Genomic DNA, 18,091 nt, shown 5'->3' on the forward strand with positions numbered 1-18,091 from the left:
GCCTGCGCACGGGCGTCCCGTCGTAGGCTTCGGTCGACACGGAGACGCAGGGGGGCGGGCGCATGCCGGACGGGACGACGCCGAAGTGGGACTCGGTCCTCGATTCGGTCGTGGTGTACGCGCGGGGCGCGCTCTGCCGCCGCCTGGCCCGGGGCCGCGTGCCGGAGGACGGCCGGGTGCGGGTGACGGGCCTGCCGCGCACGCTGGACCCGGACTCGCTGCGGGCCCGGGTCCTGGGCGCCGCCGGGGCCCGGGTCACCGAGGCGCGGATGGAGGTCGAGGCCGCGCCGCGCGACGGCTCCGCCCCCGACGGGCCGCGGCGCGAGGTCGAGCGGCTGCGGGACGCGTGCGCGGCGGCCCGGGCGCGCCGGGACCGGCAGCGGGACCTGATCGAGGAGGTACGGGGGCTGCGCCCCGTCCCGCCGCCCCGCAGGCGCGACGAGGCGCACCGCCGCACCCCGGTCGACGCCTGGCTCGGGCTCGCCGACTTCGTGGACGAGCGGCTGACCGGGCTGCACGCCCGCCTCGCCGGGCTGGAGGAGGAGGTCCTCCGGCTCGAACACGAGCTGGACGTCGCCGCGGACCGCTGCGACCGGGCCTCCACCGACGTCCCTCCGGCCCACGTGGAGACCGGCGTCCACGCCGTGCTCTCCCTGGCCGGCGCCACCGGCGGGGAGGTCGAGGTGGAGGTGGAGTACGGCGTGCCGGGCGCCGTCTGGGTGCCGGCCTACCGTCTCTCCCACCGCGGGGGCGAGGACAGCGGCCGGCTGCTGCTGCGCGCCTCGGTCGCCCAGCGCACCGGCGAGGACTGGACCGGGGTGCGGGTCGCCCTGGCCACCGCCGACCTGCGGCGGCGCACCGACCTGCCGAAACTGCGCTCCCTGCGGATCGGGCGCCGCCAGGCGGCCCCCGCGCCGTCCGGCTGGCGCGAGCCCCCGGCGGGCCTCGCCGGCCTCTTCGCCGGGTACGAGGCGGCCGGGCCCCGCCCCGTCACCGGTTTCGGCGGCCCGGCGGGCGGTTCCGTGCCCGTCGCCGGTTTCGGCGGCCCGGCGGACGATTCCGCGCCCGTCGCGGGAGGCCCCGCGGCCGTGCCCGTAGCGGGCGGCCCCGTCCCGCCGCCTCCCCCGGCGCCCGCACCGGCTCCGGCGGCTCCGGGCTTCGCCGGACCGCCGCCCGCCGGACCGCCCCGGGCTCCCGGCGGTGCGTACGGCTTCGCCCCCGGGGCCGACGACACGGCCGTACCGCGGCGCGCGGGCAAGGGAGCCGGTGACGGTGGTGCGGCCGCGCCGCCCCCGGCCGGCCCGCCCCGGCCGGGCGGCGACGAGCTCGACTACGCCTCCCTGGTCCTGTGCGGCCCCGACGAGCCGGAACCGCGCCGGGGCCGGCTGTTCCCCGCCCCGTCCCCCGACGCCGTGGCGGCCGAGTACCGCCGCCGCGCGGAAAGGGTGTCCGCGCTGCCGCTGCCCGAACACGCCGTGCACCCCCGCGAGTCGGCGGGTTCGTTCGACCAGCGTTTCGACGCCGTCGCCCGCGCCGACGTCCCCTCGGACGGAACCTGGCACACCGTCACCGTCGGCGAGATCGCGGTCGGCCTGCGCACGGAGTACCTCTGCGTGCCGTCCGTGGAGCAGACCGTGTACGCGACGCTCGTGGTCTCCAACGCCACCGACCGGGCCCTGCTCGCCGGGCCGGTGGAGGTCACCGTGGACGACGCGTTCCTGCTGACGGCCGCGCTCCCCACGCTCGCCCCCGGCGCTGTCCGCCGGCTGGGCCTGGGGGCGGCCGAGGCCCTTCGCGTGACGCGCCGCACCCACCTCCTCGAATCGACCGCGGGGCTGCGCAACAACGTCACCGTGCTCGACCACCGCGTCCACGTGGAGCTGGCCAACCGCCTGGCGGTGCCCGCCACCGTCGAGGTCCACGAGCGGGTCCCGGTCACCTCCGAGCCGGACGTGCGGATCGAGGAGCGGGCCGACTGGTCCGAGCCCGGGGACGCGGACGGCGCGGGGCCCGGGGAACACGCCGAGGGCACCCGCGTCTGGCGGGTCGTCCTCCCCGCCGGGGGCACCGCCGTCCTCGAAGGCGGCTACGAGATCCGCGTCCCGGCCGGCAAGGCCCTGGCCGGCGGCAACCGCAGGAGCTGACCACCATGTCCCCACACCCCCCGCCGATCCCCCTCCCCGTCACCGCCGTCACCTGCCTGGAGGACCGCGCCCACGTCGAGCGCACCGCCGTCCTCGACCTGGCGGCCGGCGTCCAGCGGCTGCGTCTCGGCCCGGTCGGCGCGCTCGCCGTCGACCGCACCCTCCACGCCGAGCTGGTCTCCGACCACCCGGCCACCGTGCTCGACGTACGGATCGTCCGCACCTGGACGCCGCGCGGCCCCCTCCCCTCCCCCGACGACGACTCCCCCCTGCGCCGGCGCGCGCACGCCCTGGAGGAGGAACGGCGCGCCGTGGAACAGCGGCGGGACCGTCTGCGGACCCGCCTGGACGTGCTCGGCCGGCTCGCCGCCGACCTGCTGCGGGAGATCTCCGAGGGCGCCGGCGCCGGGGAGAGCGAGGGGGAGCGCTGGGCCCGTGAGCTGGACCGCGTGGACGCCGAGCGCGACACGCACGCCGAGCTGCTCCGTGCCGCCGAGGCGCGGCTGTCCGCCCTCGCCGAAGAGACCGGCGAGACCCGGCGGGCCCTGCGCGCCGCCGAGGAGGAGCCCGCCGAGCTGGTCGGTCACGTGGAACTGACCGTGGAGGCGGGGGCCGCCGGGCCCGCGCGGCTGCGCCTGAGCCACCTCACGCCGTGCGCCCTGTGGCGGCCCGCCTACCGGGCCGTGCTCGACGGGGACTCCCTGACCCTGGAGACCGGGGCCGTGGTCTGGCAGCGCACCGGCGAGGACTGGTCGGACGTGCGGCTGACGCTGTCGACGGCCCGCTCGGCCCTGGCCTCCGATCCGCCGCGCCTGGTCGAGGACCGGCTCACGCTCAGGGACCGCTCCGCCGCCGAGCGCCGCGCGATCGACGTCGAGGCGCGCGAGGAGGAGACCGGGGACCTCGGACCGGCGCGGGTGACCGGCCTGCCGGGCGTGGACGACGGCGGCGAGGTCCGCGTCCTGAGCGCTCCCCCGGCGGTCTCCGTGCCCGCGGACGGCCGCGCGCACCGCGTGCCGCTCTCCTCCTTCACGACGGACGCGAGCAGCGAGTACGCCTGCTCCCCCGAACTGTCGCCCCTGGTCACCCAGGTCGTGCGGTTCGACAACCTGGCCGGGCACGCGCTGCTCGCCGGGCCGGTGGACCTGGTGCGCGGCGGCGGCTTCACCGGACGCGGCACGCTGGACTTCACCGCGCCCGGCGCCCCGGCGGAGCTGGCCTTCGGCAGCCGTGACGACCTGCGGGTCGTGCGGCACGCCGAGGAGTCCCGCGACACCGCCGGGCTCGCGCAGCGGACCGTGGTCACCCGCACGGTCCGGCTGCGCCTGTCCCGGTTCTCCGCCCCGGGCGAGGAGGGGGGGCGGGTGGTGGTCCTGCGGGAGCGGCTCCCCGTGTCCGAGGTCTCGGCGGTGGAGGTGCGCCTGCGCGAGGAGGCCTGCTCCCCGGTGCCGGACGCGGTGGACGCCGAGGGCATCGCCCGCTGGACCGTCTCCGTTCCGCCCGGCGGCCGCCGCACGGTCACGCTCGTGTACGAACTGTCGGCCGCCTCCAGGGTCACGGGGATCTGAGGGCGGGTCGGGAGACGGCGGGGCCGGGGGCGTTCCCGTGCGCCCGTCCGCCATCACGGACGGTCGCCCCGGGTGACCCTTCGTGGCCGTGGACGTACTTGCGCGAATCGGTTCCGCATGCCTGATGCACGAGGGCCGCTTCCGGTGCAGACTGTGCGGCAGGTGGCGTCACATCCCGTCTGGAGGCCGGAAGAGTGAACGGCGACAGCGACGGACGGCGCCTGACCGGCCGCGCCCGGAGCGGAGGCGGATCGCCGGCGCACCGCCCGGCCGGCGCGGGGGCGCGCTTCCGCAGGAGCAGGGGGCTGCTGCCCCCGGACCGGTTCACCACCCGTGGTCAGCTGGCGTGGCTGAATTCCGCCACCTCCAGGATCGGTACGACGCTGGACCTGGAACGCACCGCGCAGGAGCTGGCCGAGTTCACCGTGCCCCGGTTCGCCGACGGGGCCGCCGTCGACGTCCTGGAGAGCGTCCTGCGGGGCGAGGAGGGCGCGCGGTGGACGGGGAAGGGCCTCCCCGCCCTGCGCGCCACGGCCCTGTGCGCCATCGAGGAGCTGTCCTCCCTGGAGCCGACGCCGGTGGGCGAGACCTTCGTGCGGACCGAGGAGCAGCACGAGACGCTGCTCCACCGGTACTGCCTCCGGCAGGGCAAACCGGTCCTGGTGAGCCGGATGAGGGACCACGACTTCACCCGGGTCGCGCCGACGGCGAGCGCGGCGGCGCAGATGCGCGCCGCCGGCGTGCACAGCTATCTGGCCGTGCCCCTGATCGCGCGCGGCCTGCTCCTCGGGAGCGCCGACTTCGTCCGGGGCCCCGGGACGCCGCCGTTCTCCCCCACGGACCTGGCCCTGGCGGAACAGCTCGCCTCCAAGGCGGCCGTCTTCATCGACAACGCCCGGCTGTACGGGCGCGAGCGCGAACACGTGGTCTCGCTCCAGCGCAGCCTGCTGCCGCGCGCGACCCCGGTGACGCCGGGGCTGCGGGTGCACTCCGAGTACGCGCCCTCGGCGGCCGGCCACGGGGTGGGCGGGGACTGGTACGACGTGGTGGCGCTGCCCGGGGGGCGCACGGCCCTGGTGGTGGGCGACGTCATGGGGCACGGGCTGCCCGCCGCCGCCACGATGGGCCGTCTGCGGGCGGTCGCCCGCACCCTGATGACCCTGGACATGGCTCCGGAACGGGTCCTGGCGCGGCTCGACCTGGCCACCCGCGACCTGGAGGACGAGCAGGTCGCCACGTGTCTGTGCGTGGTCCACGACCCGGCGGACTCCAGCTACACGCTGGCCAGCGCCGGGCACCTGCCGCCCCTGCTCCTGGACGGGCGGGGGGACGGCGAATTCGTGCGGGTGCCGGCCGGCGCGCCCCTGGGCGCGGGGGTGATCCCGTACGACCCGCTGCGGCTGCGGGTCCCGGAGGGCGGTCACCTCGTCATGTACACCGACGGGCTGGTCAAGTCCCGGAGCGAGGACCTGGACGTCCAGCTGGCCCGGCTGCGGTCGGCCGCGCTCGGGCTCACCCCCGAGGCGCTCGAAGCGGGCGGCCTGGTGGACCGCGCTCCGGCCGGCGCGACGCGGTTCGACGAGGCCGTGCTCCTCGTCGCGACGGACTCCCCGTCCCCGCGGGCCGATCTGCGGGTGTGGGAGCTGCCGAAGGACGGGCGGGCGGCCTCCGTCGCCCGGGGCCTGGTCACCGCCCAGCTGGCGGAGTGGGACCTGACGGAACTGGCGGACGTCTGCGAGCTGGTCGTCTCCGAACTGGTGGGCAACGCCCTGCGTTATGGCAACGGCCCCGGCGAGCTGCGTCTGTGGCACGGCGAACGGCTCGTCGTGGAGGTCTCGGACACGGGTCCCGACCTGCCGCAGATCCAGCACGCGGACCTCAGCGACGAGGGCGGCCGGGGGCTCCAGCTCATCAACATGCTCTGCCGCCGCTGGGGTTCCTGCCGCACCGACGCCGGCAAGGTGGTCTGGGCGGAGCAGAACGTGCCGGGCGGCCAGGGGGCCTGACGGGGCGGGCACGGCACCGGCGGCGGTGGTGTGCCGGTCGCCCCGGACCCGGTGCCCGTCCGCCGCGGCCGCCCGTTCCCGGCCGCGTCGTGGAAGGGCGCCCCGGCGCCGCCCGGCGCGGTCGTCACCGCGTCCGGGACCTCACCGGCCTGCGGACCGGTGCCGACGGACGGGGCGGGTCGGCGTGGCACAGGAGCAGACAGGTGTCGTCGTCCCCGGGGGTGTCGCGCAGGAGGTCGGCCAGGAGCTTCTCCGCGTCCTCCTCGACGGTGCCGCCGTCCTGGGGGGTGAGACCGGCCAGGGCGGTGGCGAGTCGCCGGATGCCGGGGTCGACGCCCTGGGCGCGGCGCTCGACGAGTCCGTCGGTGTAGAGCAGCAGGGTGGAGCCGGGGGCGAGGGTGAGGCGGTGGTCGCGGACGGTCTGGTCCACGGGCAGCCCGAGGAGGGAACCGCCGCGGTCGTGGAGGACGTGCACGGCGCCGTCGGGGGTGCGCAGGAGCGGGGGCAGGTGACCGGCGGTCGCCCAGAGGACCTCGGGGCTCGACGGGCGGAGCTGGGCGACCAGGGCGGTGGCGTAGAGGCCGGGCTGCAGGCTGCGCATGAGCTCGTGCAGGAGGGTCAGCAGGACGCCCGGGGAGTGGCCCTGGAGGGCGTAGGCGCGCAGGGCGTGGCGGAGCTGGCTCATCAGGACGGCGGCGTCCAGTCCGTGGCCGGTGACGTCGCCGATGACGGTGGTCAGGGTGCCGTCGGGGTGGAGGAAGGCGTCGTACCAGTCGCCGCCGACGTTCATGCCCTTGCCCGCGGGCAGGTAGCACGCCGCCATGCGCAGGCCGGGGACCGTGGGCAGGTCGGTGAGCATGGCGCGTTGCAGGATCTCCGCGGTGTCGCGTTCGTGTTCGTAGCGCTGGGCGTTGTCCAGGGCGGTGGCGGCGCGGCGGGCCAGTTCGGTGAGCATGACGACGTCGTCGGGGGTGAACCGGTCCGCGGAGGGCGTCAGGGCCAGGACGCCCAGGGTGGTCCGGCCGGTGGTCAGGGGGAGGGAGAGCAGGGAGGGAGCGGGCTCCGGGCCCGGGTCGCCTCCGGGACGGTCCGGTGCTGGGCGGTCCGGTCCGGGGCGGTGGTGGACCCGTCCGGTGCGGGCGGTGAGGGGGACGGGGTGGTCGGCCGGCAGCTCCGAGACGTCCGGGGTGTCCCCGGTCGACGCGGTGAGCGTCTGCCGGTTGTCGAGGAGCCAGACGTGGGCGGTGGCGGCGTACTCGGGGACGAGCATGCCGGTCAGGTCGCGCAGGACCCTCTCGTGGTCCAGGGTGCGGGTGAGCGCGGCGCTGGCGGCGGAGAGGAACGACAGCCGTTTGCGGGCGGTCTCCGCCTGTTCGCGCGCGGCCTGTTCGGCGGTCAGCAGTTCGGTCTGGGCACGGTGGGCGGCGTCGAGTTCGGCATGCAGGGCCAGGACGCCCTGGTTGGTGGATTCCAGCTCGACGCGGTGCCAGTCCAGCAGTTCCACCAGGGCGCGGACGTCGCCGTCGCTGTCCGCGAGCATGCGGACGAGGCGGGAGCAGGGGTCCTCGCCACCGGGCCGGGAAGCCGCCGGGGCGTCCGGGGCGCACGTGTTCCCGGAGGCGGTCGGCCCGGTGTCCTCGTCGGGGGTGTGCAGGGCGGCGTGGACGGCGGGGGCGCCGGTGGCGGGATCGGGGCGGACGGCCACCCGCAGACGGGCCGTGGCGCCTTCGTCGAGCGCCGCCCCGATCCTGCCGAAGAGGTCCGTGATCAGGCGGACGCGCGTTTCGGCGGGAACGGCCGAGGCGAGGACGAGGACGTCCTGGCGCGCCCGCAGGGCGTCGGCGGGCGTCCTGATCACCAGATTGACCTGGGGCACGTTCATCGCGTTCATCGCGGTCCTCGCGGGGGTGGGGAGAGGGCAGCGGGGGTGAGCGCGGCGGGCGCGGCGCCGTCGCGGGCGGGGCCGGGCGCGTCACGGAGGACGGCCGCGGCGGCCGGTGCCGGTGCCGGCCGGTCCGGGAACGCGGTCGTGCTCCTGTCCGCCCCGGTGTGCGGTGTCCGAACCGCCATGCCCCCTCGCTCCCTTCCCGGGTCGCCGGACATCCGGGTATCGGCAGGGACCGGCGGATGATGAACGACCAACAATAGTTGCCGCATGGCAACAATAGGCGAGTCCCGTGGGATCGGCACAGCCCGCCCGGCGCGGGCCGGGCACGCCTCCCGCCCCGCTCCTCCTTCCCCGCTCCGCGCGTCCGACGCACGCGAAACGGGGAAGAGCACCCTCGGGGCCGGTCAGCCCGCGCGGCTCACGAGGGGGCCGCCGTCACGAAACCCCTCCGGATCGCGGTTGCCCTGAAGCAATACTTGCCATTTGACAAGTATCCGCCGGAGGCAGGAATCTGTCGCAGCAGCATGAGCCGGAGAACCGGCCTCGGGAAGGCGGAATCGTGAACCCACCGGCGCAGCCGTCGGCCTCAGGCCGACTCCGACGCGACGGCTTCCGGCCCACCGCGACCGGCCACGGCGTCGTCGGTGACGGCCCGGACCCCGACCAGGCCCCGCGCCAGCATGGCCCGCTCCGTGGCGGTCATCCTCCCCAGCAGTTCCCCCAGGACTTCCTCACGGCGGGCCCGAAGCGCTTCGAGGTAGCTCGCGCCCCGGCGTGACAGGCGCAGCTCCAGTTCCCGGCGGTCGGAAGAACTGTGGTTACGATCGATGAATCCCACCGCGTGCAGCCGGTCGCACATCCGGCTGACCGACGGAGGCATGGAGTCGAGCTTCTCGGCCAGGGTGCGCAGGTTCACCACTCCCTCGCGCTCGAGGACGTAGAGCACGCGCACCTGGGACGGCGACACCGGGGCGGTCGAGACCGTCTCCCCCTGGGACCACAGCACCTCGATCAGTTCCAGGACCTCGCGCGCCATACTGGCGACGAACGCCCCCGCGCCGTCCTGCCGCAGTGCTTCCTCCGGTCGCCGAGACATGAGAGAAGCTCCCTTTCGCATGCGTTCTAAAACTAGGCGGTAACCGAACGATGGACAGATTCACCGTGGTCGAGCGCGCCCTGCGCTCCGCCACTCCCGACGCTCTCCTCCAGGCCCTGGAGGAAGCGCTGGCCGCACAGTACGGCGCCGCGGACGTCATCCTGCTCATGGCCGACTACGCGATGACCATACTGCAACCGGTCGCCGCCCTCCCCTACACGATGGAGCCCGTCCCCGTCCACACCGGCGCCCCCGGCCAGGCGTTCAACTGGCAGCGGCCCCACACCGAGGCCCCCGGGGAGGACGGCTCCGTCGTCGTGCACCTGCCGGTGAGCGTGCGCGGCGACCGCATCGGGGTCCTGAGCCTGCGCCTGCCCGCCTGGGACGAGGACTCGGACACCGCGCGCGAGCTGACGGAGATCGCCGAGATCCTGGGCCACGAGATCATCGTCAGCGAGCGCGACACCGACCTCTACCTCCAGGCCCGGCGGGCCAACCGCCTCACCCTCGCCGCCGAGATGCAGTGGCAGCTCCTCCCCGGACGCTCCTGCACCCGCCCCGAGTACGAGATCGGCGCGCAGCTCGAACCCGCCTACGCGATCTACGGGGACAACTTCGACTGGTCGACGTCGGCCCGGGCCCTCACCCTGACCGTGACCAACGGAATGGGCGAGGGCATCGAGGCGGCCCTGCTGACCAACCTCGCGGTCAACGCCCTGCGCAACGCCCGGCGGGCCGGCCTGTCCCTGGTCGACCAGGCCTACCTCGCCGACCAGGCCGTCTACGGGCAGCACCGGGGGGCCCAGCACCTGTCGGTCCTCCTGCTGCGCTTCGACCTGGCCACCGGCGACACGGAGATCGTGGACGCCGGCTCGCCGAAGATGTGGCGCGTACGGCGGGGCAGGGCCGAGCAGATCGAGCTGAACGCCCAGCTCCCCCTGGGCATGTTCGAGGACACCTCCTACACGGCCGAACACTTCCGGACCGAGCCGGGCGACCGTCTCGTCTTCGTCAGCGACGGCGTCTACAACGTCGCCTCACCGGCCGGCGAGCGGTACAGCGACCGGGCCCTGGCCCGGGCGCTGACCAGCACCCAGCTCCTGCCCGCCTCCCAGGTCCCCCGGGCCGTCCTCCAGGAACTGGCCGGCCACCGCGGCGTGATCGACCCCGAGGACGACGCCATGGTGGTCTGCCTCGACTGGCACGGGCGGCCCACCGCCTGAACGACCGCCCTCCGGCGCGGCTCCCGCGCGCCGCCCGCCGGGGCGGCCGGGTCCCCCGCGGCGAAAACCCGGATGCGCGGGCCGTGCCGCCGCCCTAGGCTGCGCCCGCCGGGCGGAGCGCCGTACCGGTCGCCGAGCGACAGGAGACCCACGCAACCATGACCAGCCAGCTTTCCGCGATCTGCTTCGACACGCCCCGGCCGTCCGGCATGGCACGGTTCTGGTCGGGGGTCCTGGGCTGGGAACCGGCCGACGACCCGGACGGCGGCGTCACGGTCCGGGCCCCCGGCGGCACCGGGTTCCCCCTCCGTTTCCTGCCGGGCCGGGAACCGGAGGGCGGCCGGAACAGGGTGCACTTCGACCTGACGAGCGCCTCCCCGGAGGACCAGCGGCGGACGGTGGCCAGGGCGCTGGAGCTGGGTGGCGGGCACCTCGACGTGGGGCAGCGCCCGGAAGAGGGGCACGTGGTCCTGGCCGACCCGGACGGCAACGAGTTCTGCGTCATCGCGGCGGGCAACGCGTTCCTCGCCGACACCGGCACCATCGGGGCCCTGGCCTGCGACGGCACGCAGGAGGTCGGGTACTTCTGGAGCGAGGCGCTGCGGTGGCCGCTGGTCTGGGACCAGGACCAGGAGACCGCGATCCAGTCGCCGGCCGGCGGTACGAAGATCACGTGGGGCGGTCCCCCGGTGGCGCCGAAGAAGGGCGCGAACCGGCTGTACTTCGAGCTGACGCTCCCCGCCGGTGCCGACGGGGACGCGGAGGTCGACCGTCTGGTCTCGCTCGGCGCGACCCGCGCCGACGCGGACGGGGAAGACAGTGGCCGGGTGCTGATGTTCGATCCCGACGGCAACGAGTTCTCCGTGCGGAGGGCCCGGTAACGGGGCCGCCGCCGGGCGGGCCGTGCTCCCCGGGCGTTCGCCCGTGGAACGCCGTCGTCCCGCCCGGCCGGGGCCGGGCGGCCCGGCCACCCCGCCGGAAGGGCCCCGTCCGGGCCGTCCGGCGCCCGGGACGGGCGGGTCCGCCGCCCTCACCGGCCGGCCGCGCGCTTCCGGGGCGCGCGCCGCTCCCCTCGTTCACGAAAGCAAGCGGTCCGGGCGTTCCCGACGGCCGCGCGCCGTCCGCCCCTTCCTCCGGACGGACCGCCCGGTCCGGCGCCCGGACACCGTCCCGTCATCCGCCCGCCCTGCTCCGTCCATCAGGAGTTAACGAAACCCCTCACACAGGACGTCGTTTTCGAACATCCGTCATGCACCAATCCAATCAACAGTGTTCCTAACTGATCAAGAACACATCTATAGTGCCGTCGTTACGACTCCCTTCCCCGTGTGCCCGTTCCTGAGAGTCTGGTTGATGTCGGCGCCGTCCACCCCCTTCCGCCCCGCCCTGCTCGCCTCGTCGCTGACAGCCGCCGCAGGTGGTGCGCTCGCCGCGGCGGCGACCGCCGCGGCACCGGCCGAGGTCCGCCCCCCGCTGGGCTGGTTCGCCGTCTGCGGCGTCCTGCTGCTCGCCGCGTCGGCCTTCGCCGTCACCTGGTACGGACGCACCTCGCGTGCGCTCGGCAGACGGGTCGACGGCCTCACCGCCGAACTCGCCTCCCGCGACGCGTACATCGCGCGGTACTCGGCCGCCGCCGAACGGGAGAGCGCCGCCCTGAGGGAGCGGTACGCCGCCGAGGCCGCCGCCTCCGAAGCGGCCCGCGCCGCACGGGCCGAGGAGCTGGTCCGCGCCCACGCGGCGGAGACCGCCGAGCTGAACCGGGCCCGGGCCGCCGACGTGGCGCGCCTCGAAGAACGGCTGCGCCGTGCCGAGTCGGGCCGCTCCGCCGCCATGGCCGCGGCCGCCAACGCGGCCGGCCGCATGCAGGCCCTCGCCACGAGCATGCTGGCCGACCTGCGGGACATGGAACACCGGCACGCCGACGAGGACGTCCTCACCGACCTCCTCCACCTCGACCACCGCACCGCCCAGGCGGGCCGGCTGGCGGACTCCATCGCCGTGCTGACCGGGGCGCGTTCCGGCCGGCGCTGGGCCCGCCCGATCGGCATGGAGTCGATCCTGCGCGGCGCCATGGGCCGGATCAGCGGCTACCAGCGGGTGCGGCTGCACTCCAGCAGCGAAGCGGCCGTGGCGGGCCACGCCGCCGAGGGCGTCATGCACGCCCTGGCCGAACTCATGGACAACGCCGCCAACTTCTCGCCCCCCACCGCCGAGGTGCACGTCTACGTGGAGGAGGTCCCCGCCGGCGTCATCATCGCGGTGGAGGACAGCGGCCTGGTGATGAGCGACGTCCAGCTGCGCCGTGCCGAGGCCGCCGTGAGCGCGGAGACGCAGGACCTGGCCGGCCTTTCCGGCACCCGGCTCGGTCTGGCCGTCGTCGGCCGGCTGGCGCGCAAGCACGGCCTGACCGTGTCGTTCCGCCCCTCGGCGCGCGGCGGCACCGGCGCCCTCCTCATGCTGCCGCAGGAGCTGATCAGCCACACGGCCGTGCCCGCGCCGGCCGCTCCGGCCGCCGTGCCCGACCGCGTTCCGGCCCCGTCCGTACCGGACCGGGCGCCCGCCGCGCGGGTCCCCGAACCGGAGACCGTGCACGAGCCCGGCGCGGCGCACGGCACCGGCGCCGAGGGCACCGGCGAACACCCGCAGTTCGGCGAGAGCGGTCTCCCGCGCCGCCGCCGCGGCCGGGCCCTGGCCGCCGCCCACCCGGAGGGCCCCGACGCCGCCGCGAAGCCCCGCCCGGCGGGCCCGCGCAGCGGCGCGGCGGCCGGGGCGGCGACCCGCTTCGGCAGCTTCCGCCGGGCGGTCCGCTCCGCCCAGCCGGACGCCGGGACCGAAGCCGATCACCCCCCGGCGGGCGGCCCCCCGGCCGCCCCGTCCGACCAGGACGGCCGGACGTCCACCCCCAGGACGCCGTCGCCGTCCTCGAACTCCCCGCACCCGGAAGGCACCCCGTAATGACCGGCACCACCACCGACGAGAAGCTCAGCTGGCTCCTGGAGGGCCTGCTGGAACGCACCCCGGGCACCCGGCACGCCCTGGTGCTCTCCCGTGACGGCCTCAAGCTCTGCCGTACCCCCGAGCTCTCCGTCGACCAGGCCGACCAGCTCGCCGCGATCGCCGCCGGCATCCAGAGCCTGTCGCACGGTGCCTCCGTGGAGTTCGGCGACGGCACGGGCGGCGTCCGCTCCGCGATGGCCGAGTTCTACGGCGGCATCCTGTTCATCGTGGAGGCCGGCGAGGGCGCCCACCTCGCCCTGGTCGCCGACGAGGACGCCGACGCCGGGCTCATCGGCCACAACATGTCCGAACTGGTCGAGCAGCTCGGCGAGCACCTGGTCGCGAGGCCCCGGGGATGAGCCGCTCCAGGCCGGGCAGGGACGATTCCCCGGACCGGCTCTACACCCTGACCGGCGGCCGCAGCCGCGCCGGGTCCGACGCCTTCGACCTGGTGACCCTCGTGGTCGCCGAGAGCGATCCGTCCCCCGGCATGCAGTCCGAGCACGCCGCGATCCTGCGCCTGTGCCGTTTCCCCACGGCGGTGGTGGAGGTGGCGGCCGGTCTCGGCCTGCCCGTGTCGATCACGCGGATCCTGCTGGCCGACCTCCACGACACCGGCCGGATCAGCGCACGGCACCCGCGTGCGTCGTACAGCCTTCCCGATCACGACATCCTGGAGCAGGTGCTCGTTGGACTCCGTAATCTCTGAACAGCGCCAGGCCCTGCACAGCACCGCCGACAACGGACTGAAGATCGTCGTCGTCGGCGGTTTCGGCGTGGGCAAGACCACCCTGGTGCGCTCGGTCAGCGAGATCCGTCCGCTGAACACCGAGGAGACCATGACCCAGGCGGGCGAGGGCGTCGACGACACCGTCGGCGTCGCCGCGAAGACGGCCACCACCGTGGCCTTCGACTTCGGCAGGATCTCGCTGGACGCCCACAACATCCTCTACCTGTTCGGGGCGCCCGGCCAGGAGCGGTTCTGGTTCCTGTGGGACCGGCTGTTCTCCGGGACGCTCGGCGCGGTCGTCCTCGTCGACACGCGCCGGCTCGCCGACTCCTGGTACGCGATCGACCGCCTGGAGCACCACGGCACGCCGTTCGTCGTCGCCTGCAACGACTTCGGCGGCCCCTCCCACACCACCGAGCAGATCCGCGAGGCCCTCGACCTCGCCGACGGGGTGCCGCTGGTCTTCTGCGACGCCCGGTCGCGCGAGTCCAGCAAGCAGGTCCTGATCTCGCTCGTCGAGCACCTGCAGTCCGTCCTCGTCCAGGACCCGACCTCGCAGCCGATACCGGAGCCCGCCCCGTGACCTGCCCCGTGTCCCGTCCCGTCCCGCTGAGCGGGCCCCGGTTCCAGACCGACCCCACCGAGCTGTACCGGCAGATGCGCCGTGACCACGGGGCGGTCGCCCCGGTCCTCCTGGACGGGGACGTACCCGCCTGGCTGGTCCTCGGCTACCGCGAGCTGCACCAGGTCACCAGCGACCCGGTGCTCTTCTCCCGCGACTCCGACCTGTGGAACCAGTGGGAGAACATCCCGGCGGACTGGCCCCTGCTGCCCATGATCGGCCGCAAGCAGCCGTCCATCCTGTACACCGTCGGCGAGCGGCACCGCGAGCGGGCTGACGTCATCTCCGGAGCCCTGGAGGCGATCGACCCGTTCGTCCTCAGGGAGCGGGCCGAGCGGTTCGCCGACGAACTCATCGACGCGCTGTGCGGCAAGGGTTCGTGCGACATCATCGCCGAGTACGCGATGCTGCTGCCGGTCCGGGTCCTCGCCAGCGTCTACGGCTTCGCCGACGAGCAGGGCCCCGGGCTCGTCAAGGCCCTGAACGACATGATCAACGGCCAGGAGGGCGCCCTGGAGGGCCAGCGCCACCTGGGCGAGTCCATGTTCGCGCTGCTCACCTCCAAGTCGGAGACGCCCGGCGACGACGTCGCCTCGCGGATGCTCGCCAACGCCTCCGGCTTCACGCTCGAGGAGGTCGGCCAGGACCTCATGGTGATGCTGGCGGCCGGCCACCAGCCCACCGCCGACTGGATCGGCAACTCGCTGCGCCTGATGCTCACCGACGACCGGTTCGCGGCCTCCCTGTCCGGCGGCCGGCACAGCGTCGGCGAGGCGATGAACGAGGTGCTGTGGGAGGACACCCCCACCCAGAACGTCGCCGGGCGGTGGGCCTCGCGCGACACGCACCTCGGCGGACGCCGGATCGGCCGCGGCGACCTGCTGCTGCTCGGTCTGGCCGCCGCCAACTCCGACCCGCACGTACGGACCGACTCCGGCGCGCTCACCGGCGGCAACAACGCCTACCTCTCCTTCGGGCACGGCGAGCACCGCTGCCCCTTCCCGGCGCAGGAAGTCGCCGAGACCATCGCCCGTACGGGCATCGAGGTGCTCCTCGACCGGTTGCCGGACGTGGACCTGGCGGTGGCCCCCGAGGCCCTCACCCGCCGGCCCTCCCCCTGGCTGCGCGGCCTCACCGCGCTTCCCGTGACCTACACCCCGACCCCCGCCCTTGGAGCCCTCGGATGAGCTGCCCGTACGACCACACCGCCGCGTCCGGCACCGACGTCATCGAGCTGGACCCGTTCGTCACCGACCTCGACGGCGAGAGCGCCCGGCTGCGCGCCGCCGGTCCGCTGGTCCGCGTCGTCCTGCCGGGCGGGGTGCCCTGCTGGGCGGTCACCCGTCACGCGGAGGCCCGGAAGCTGCTCACCGACGCGCGGCTGGTCAAGGACATCGAGGTCTGGGGGCCCTGGCAGCGCGGTGAGATCCCCCTGGACTGGCCGCTGATCGGCCTGGCCAACCCGGGCAGGTCGATGCTGACCGTGGACGGCGAGGAGCACCGGCGGCTGCGCACCCTGGTCGCGCAGGCGCTGACCGCGCGGCGGGTGGAGCGGCTGCGCGCCGGCATCGAGGCCCTCACCACGGACATGCTGGACCGGCTGGCCGCGCGTCCGGCGGGCGACGTCGTGGACCTGAAGGCCGAGTTCGCGTACCCGCTGCCGATGAACGTGGTCTGCGAGCTGATGGGCGTCGACAGGGCCGACCAGCCGCGGATGAAGGAGCTGTTCGACAAGTTCTTCTCGACGCAGACCCCGCCCGAGGAGGTGCCGCGGATGATGGCGGACCTGGGCGCCCTGTTCGCGGGGATCGTGGCGGCCAGGAAGGAGTCGCCGGGCGACGACCTCACCAGCGCGCTGATCGAGGCGTCGGAGGACGGCGACCGGCTCACCACGGAGGAGATCACCAACACCCTCCAGCTGATGGTGGCCGCCGGCCACGAGACGACCATCAGCCTGATCGTGAACGCCGTGGTCGCCCTGGAGACCCACCCCGAGCAGCGCGCCCTCGTCCTCGGGGGCGAGGTGCCGTGGGAGAACGTGATCGAGGAGACCCTGCGCTGGTCGACGCCCACCTCGCACGTCCTGTTCCGGTTCGCCACCGAGGACGTCGAGGTCGGCGACCGGGTCCTGCCCAAGGGCGAGGGACTGATCGTGTCGTACGGCGCGATCGGCCGGGACGAGGAGCAGTTCGGCCCGACGGCGGGCGACTTCGACATGACCCGCACGCCGAACCGTCACATCTCCTTCGGCCACGGACCGCACGTCTGCCCGGGTGCGGCGCTGTCCCGCCTGGAGGCGTCGGTGGCGCTGCCCGCGCTGTACGCGCGCTTCCCGGAGCTGCGCCTCGCCGTGCCGCGCGAGGAGCTGCGCAACAAGCCGGTCGTCACCCAGAACGACCTCTTCGACCTCCCGGTCGTCCTGGCCTGACGCGCGGCGCGCTCCCGGAAGTCCGTACGGGGCTGTACGGTGGGCGCATGCGTCTTCCGTCCCGCCCGAGCTGGTGGCCCTCCCCGTAGGAGCGGCCACCACTCGCGCATGACCGAAGGGCCGTTCGGACGAACGGCCCTTTTCGCGTTTCCTGGATCACGGGTCCCGTCGTTCCGGCGGCTCGTACCGACGGCGTCCTCGACCCACCAGGAGACCTCGTGAACACCACCACCGCCGCCACCGTCACCGCCCCTTCCTCCCCCGACGTGCTCGGAACGTCCGCCGTCCGGGCCCGCGGCGCGGTCCTGGAGGAGGAGATCCTCCGCTCCCCCGGCCGCTTCCGCGTGCTGACGGGCGACCGCCCCACGGGGCGGCTGCACCTGGGGCACTACTTCGGCACGCTCCGCAACCGGGTCCGGCTCCAGGAACTCGGGGCGGAACTGTTCGTGATCGTCGCGGACTACCAGGTCCTGACCGACCGGGACGTGGCGGACGACCTGTCCGGACACGTCGGGGAACTGGTCCTGGACCACCTCGCGATCGGGGTGGACCCGGCACGGAGCACGCTCTTCACCCACAGCGCCGTCCCCGCCCTCAACCAGCTGATGCTGCCCTTCCTCAGTCTGGTGTCCGTGGCCGAGCTGCACCGCAACCCCACGGTCAAGGACGAGATCGCCCGCTCCCGGCAGTCCGCCGTCAGCGGCCTGATGTTCACCTACCCCGTCCACCAGGCGGCCGACATCCTCTTCTGCAAGGCGAACCTGGTCCCTGTCGGCCAGGACCAGCTGCCGCACCTGGAGGTCGCCCGGACGATCGCCCGCCGCTTCAACGCCCGGTACGGGGAGGGGGTGTTCCCCGAGCCCGAGGCGCTCCTCTCCGACGCGCCGCTGCTGCTCGGCACCGACGGCACCAAGATGAGCAAGAGCCGGGGCAACGCCGTGCCCCTGGCCGCCGGCGCGGACGAGACCGCGCGGCTGATCAGGGGCGCGAAGACCGATTCCGAGCGCCACATCGCGTACGACCCGGTGGGCCGGCCCGAGGTGTCCTCCCTGCTGCTCCTCGCGGCCCTCTGCCAGGGCGTCGCGCCCGAGGAGGTGGCGGCGGGCATCGGATCGGCGGGGTCCGCCGCCCTGAAGCGGACCGTGACGGAGGCGGTCAACGAGCACCTGGCGCCGATCAGGGCCCGCCGCGCCGCGTACGCGCGGGACCGGGCCCATCTGCGCGAGGTCCTGCGGGAGGGCAACGAGCGCGCCCGCGCGGTGGCCGACGCCACCCTCGCGGAGGTGCGCGCGGTGATGGGGAGCGACTACTGAACGGGAACGGGGTCCGGCCCTGCGCCCGGGGCCGGGACGGTCCGGCGGCCGGGGCCTCCCGGTGCGGCCGGGGCCT

14 protein-coding genes are annotated in these 18,091 nt (G+C 74.9%); 12 read left to right on the plus strand and 2 right to left on the minus strand.

Annotation, left to right across the window (positions count from 1 at the left end):
* Positions 1–62: 62 nt before the first annotated feature.
* The 3 genes from ACZ3IL_RS12430 to ACZ3IL_RS12440 all read left to right on the plus strand — a co-directional run bounded on the left by ACZ3IL_RS12430 (position 63) and on the right by ACZ3IL_RS12440 (position 5,718).
* Positions 63–2,144, plus strand: a complete 2,082-nt coding sequence (locus tag ACZ3IL_RS12430) for a DUF4139 domain-containing protein (protein WP_467389393.1) — start codon at positions 63–65, stop codon at positions 2,142–2,144.
* Positions 2,145–2,149: 5 nt separating this feature from the next.
* The gene (locus tag ACZ3IL_RS12435; RefSeq protein ID WP_467389394.1) at positions 2,150–3,712 is read left to right on the plus strand and encodes a mucoidy inhibitor MuiA family protein; all 1,563 of its coding nucleotides are present in this window, start codon (positions 2,150–2,152) and stop codon (positions 3,710–3,712) included.
* 194 nt (positions 3,713–3,906) lie between these two features.
* Complete coding sequence (locus tag ACZ3IL_RS12440; RefSeq protein WP_467389396.1) at positions 3,907–5,718, plus strand: ATP-binding SpoIIE family protein phosphatase; 1,812 nt, start codon at positions 3,907–3,909, stop codon at positions 5,716–5,718.
* 124 nt (positions 5,719–5,842) lie between these two features.
* Here the strand turns inward: ACZ3IL_RS12440 and ACZ3IL_RS12445 are convergent, their stop codons facing one another.
* Positions 5,843–7,609 carry a PP2C family protein-serine/threonine phosphatase gene (locus ACZ3IL_RS12445; protein WP_467389398.1) on the minus strand — a complete coding sequence of 589 codons (1,767 nt, stop codon included), beginning with the start codon at positions 7,607–7,609 and terminating at the stop codon, positions 5,843–5,845.
* A 583-nt stretch (positions 7,610–8,192) separates the two neighbouring features.
* Positions 8,193–8,702, minus strand: a complete 510-nt coding sequence (locus ACZ3IL_RS12450) for a MarR family transcriptional regulator (RefSeq protein ID WP_467389400.1) — start codon at positions 8,700–8,702, stop codon at positions 8,193–8,195.
* 50 nt (positions 8,703–8,752) lie between these two features.
* Between ACZ3IL_RS12450 and ACZ3IL_RS12455 the strand changes: the two genes are divergently transcribed.
* The 9 genes from ACZ3IL_RS12455 to trpS all read left to right on the plus strand — a co-directional run bounded on the left by ACZ3IL_RS12455 (position 8,753) and on the right by trpS (position 18,015).
* Positions 8,753–9,925, plus strand: coding sequence for a PP2C family protein-serine/threonine phosphatase (locus ACZ3IL_RS12455; RefSeq protein ID WP_467389401.1), 1,173 nt, complete (start codon positions 8,753–8,755; stop codon positions 9,923–9,925).
* Positions 9,926–10,083: 158 nt separating this feature from the next.
* Positions 10,084–10,806 carry a VOC family protein gene (locus ACZ3IL_RS12460; protein ID WP_467389402.1) on the plus strand — a complete coding sequence of 241 codons (723 nt, stop codon included), beginning with the start codon at positions 10,084–10,086 and terminating at the stop codon, positions 10,804–10,806.
* A gap of 472 nt (positions 10,807–11,278) precedes the next feature.
* The gene (locus ACZ3IL_RS12465) at positions 11,279–12,880 is read left to right on the plus strand and encodes a sensor histidine kinase (protein WP_467389403.1); all 1,602 of its coding nucleotides are present in this window, start codon (positions 11,279–11,281) and stop codon (positions 12,878–12,880) included.
* On the plus strand, positions 12,880–13,281 hold the full coding sequence (locus tag ACZ3IL_RS12470) for a roadblock/LC7 domain-containing protein (protein WP_388695349.1): 402 nt from the start codon (positions 12,880–12,882) through the stop codon (positions 13,279–13,281). The genes ACZ3IL_RS12465 and ACZ3IL_RS12470 overlap by 1 nt, the downstream gene beginning before the upstream one ends.
* On the plus strand, positions 13,278–13,631 hold the full coding sequence (locus tag ACZ3IL_RS12475) for a DUF742 domain-containing protein (RefSeq protein WP_388695347.1): 354 nt from the start codon (positions 13,278–13,280) through the stop codon (positions 13,629–13,631). Before ACZ3IL_RS12470 ends, ACZ3IL_RS12475 begins: the two co-directional genes overlap by 4 nt.
* Complete coding sequence (locus ACZ3IL_RS12480; RefSeq protein WP_467389407.1) at positions 13,612–14,235, plus strand: GTP-binding protein; 624 nt, start codon at positions 13,612–13,614, stop codon at positions 14,233–14,235. Before ACZ3IL_RS12475 ends, ACZ3IL_RS12480 begins: the two co-directional genes overlap by 20 nt.
* Entirely contained in the window at positions 14,232–15,461 is a 1,230-nt protein-coding gene (locus ACZ3IL_RS12485) for a cytochrome P450 (protein ID WP_467389409.1), read from the plus strand. The genes ACZ3IL_RS12480 and ACZ3IL_RS12485 overlap by 4 nt, the downstream gene beginning before the upstream one ends.
* Positions 15,458–16,702, plus strand: coding sequence for a cytochrome P450 family protein (locus ACZ3IL_RS12490; protein ID WP_467389411.1), 1,245 nt, complete (start codon positions 15,458–15,460; stop codon positions 16,700–16,702). The genes ACZ3IL_RS12485 and ACZ3IL_RS12490 overlap by 4 nt, the downstream gene beginning before the upstream one ends.
* A 218-nt stretch (positions 16,703–16,920) precedes the next feature.
* Positions 16,921–18,015 carry a tryptophan--tRNA ligase gene (gene trpS / locus ACZ3IL_RS12495; protein WP_467389413.1) on the plus strand — a complete coding sequence of 365 codons (1,095 nt, stop codon included), beginning with the start codon at positions 16,921–16,923 and terminating at the stop codon, positions 18,013–18,015.
* Positions 18,016–18,091 lie beyond the last annotated feature (76 nt).

The organism is Streptomyces sp. NPDC014907 (genome assembly GCF_055562975.1).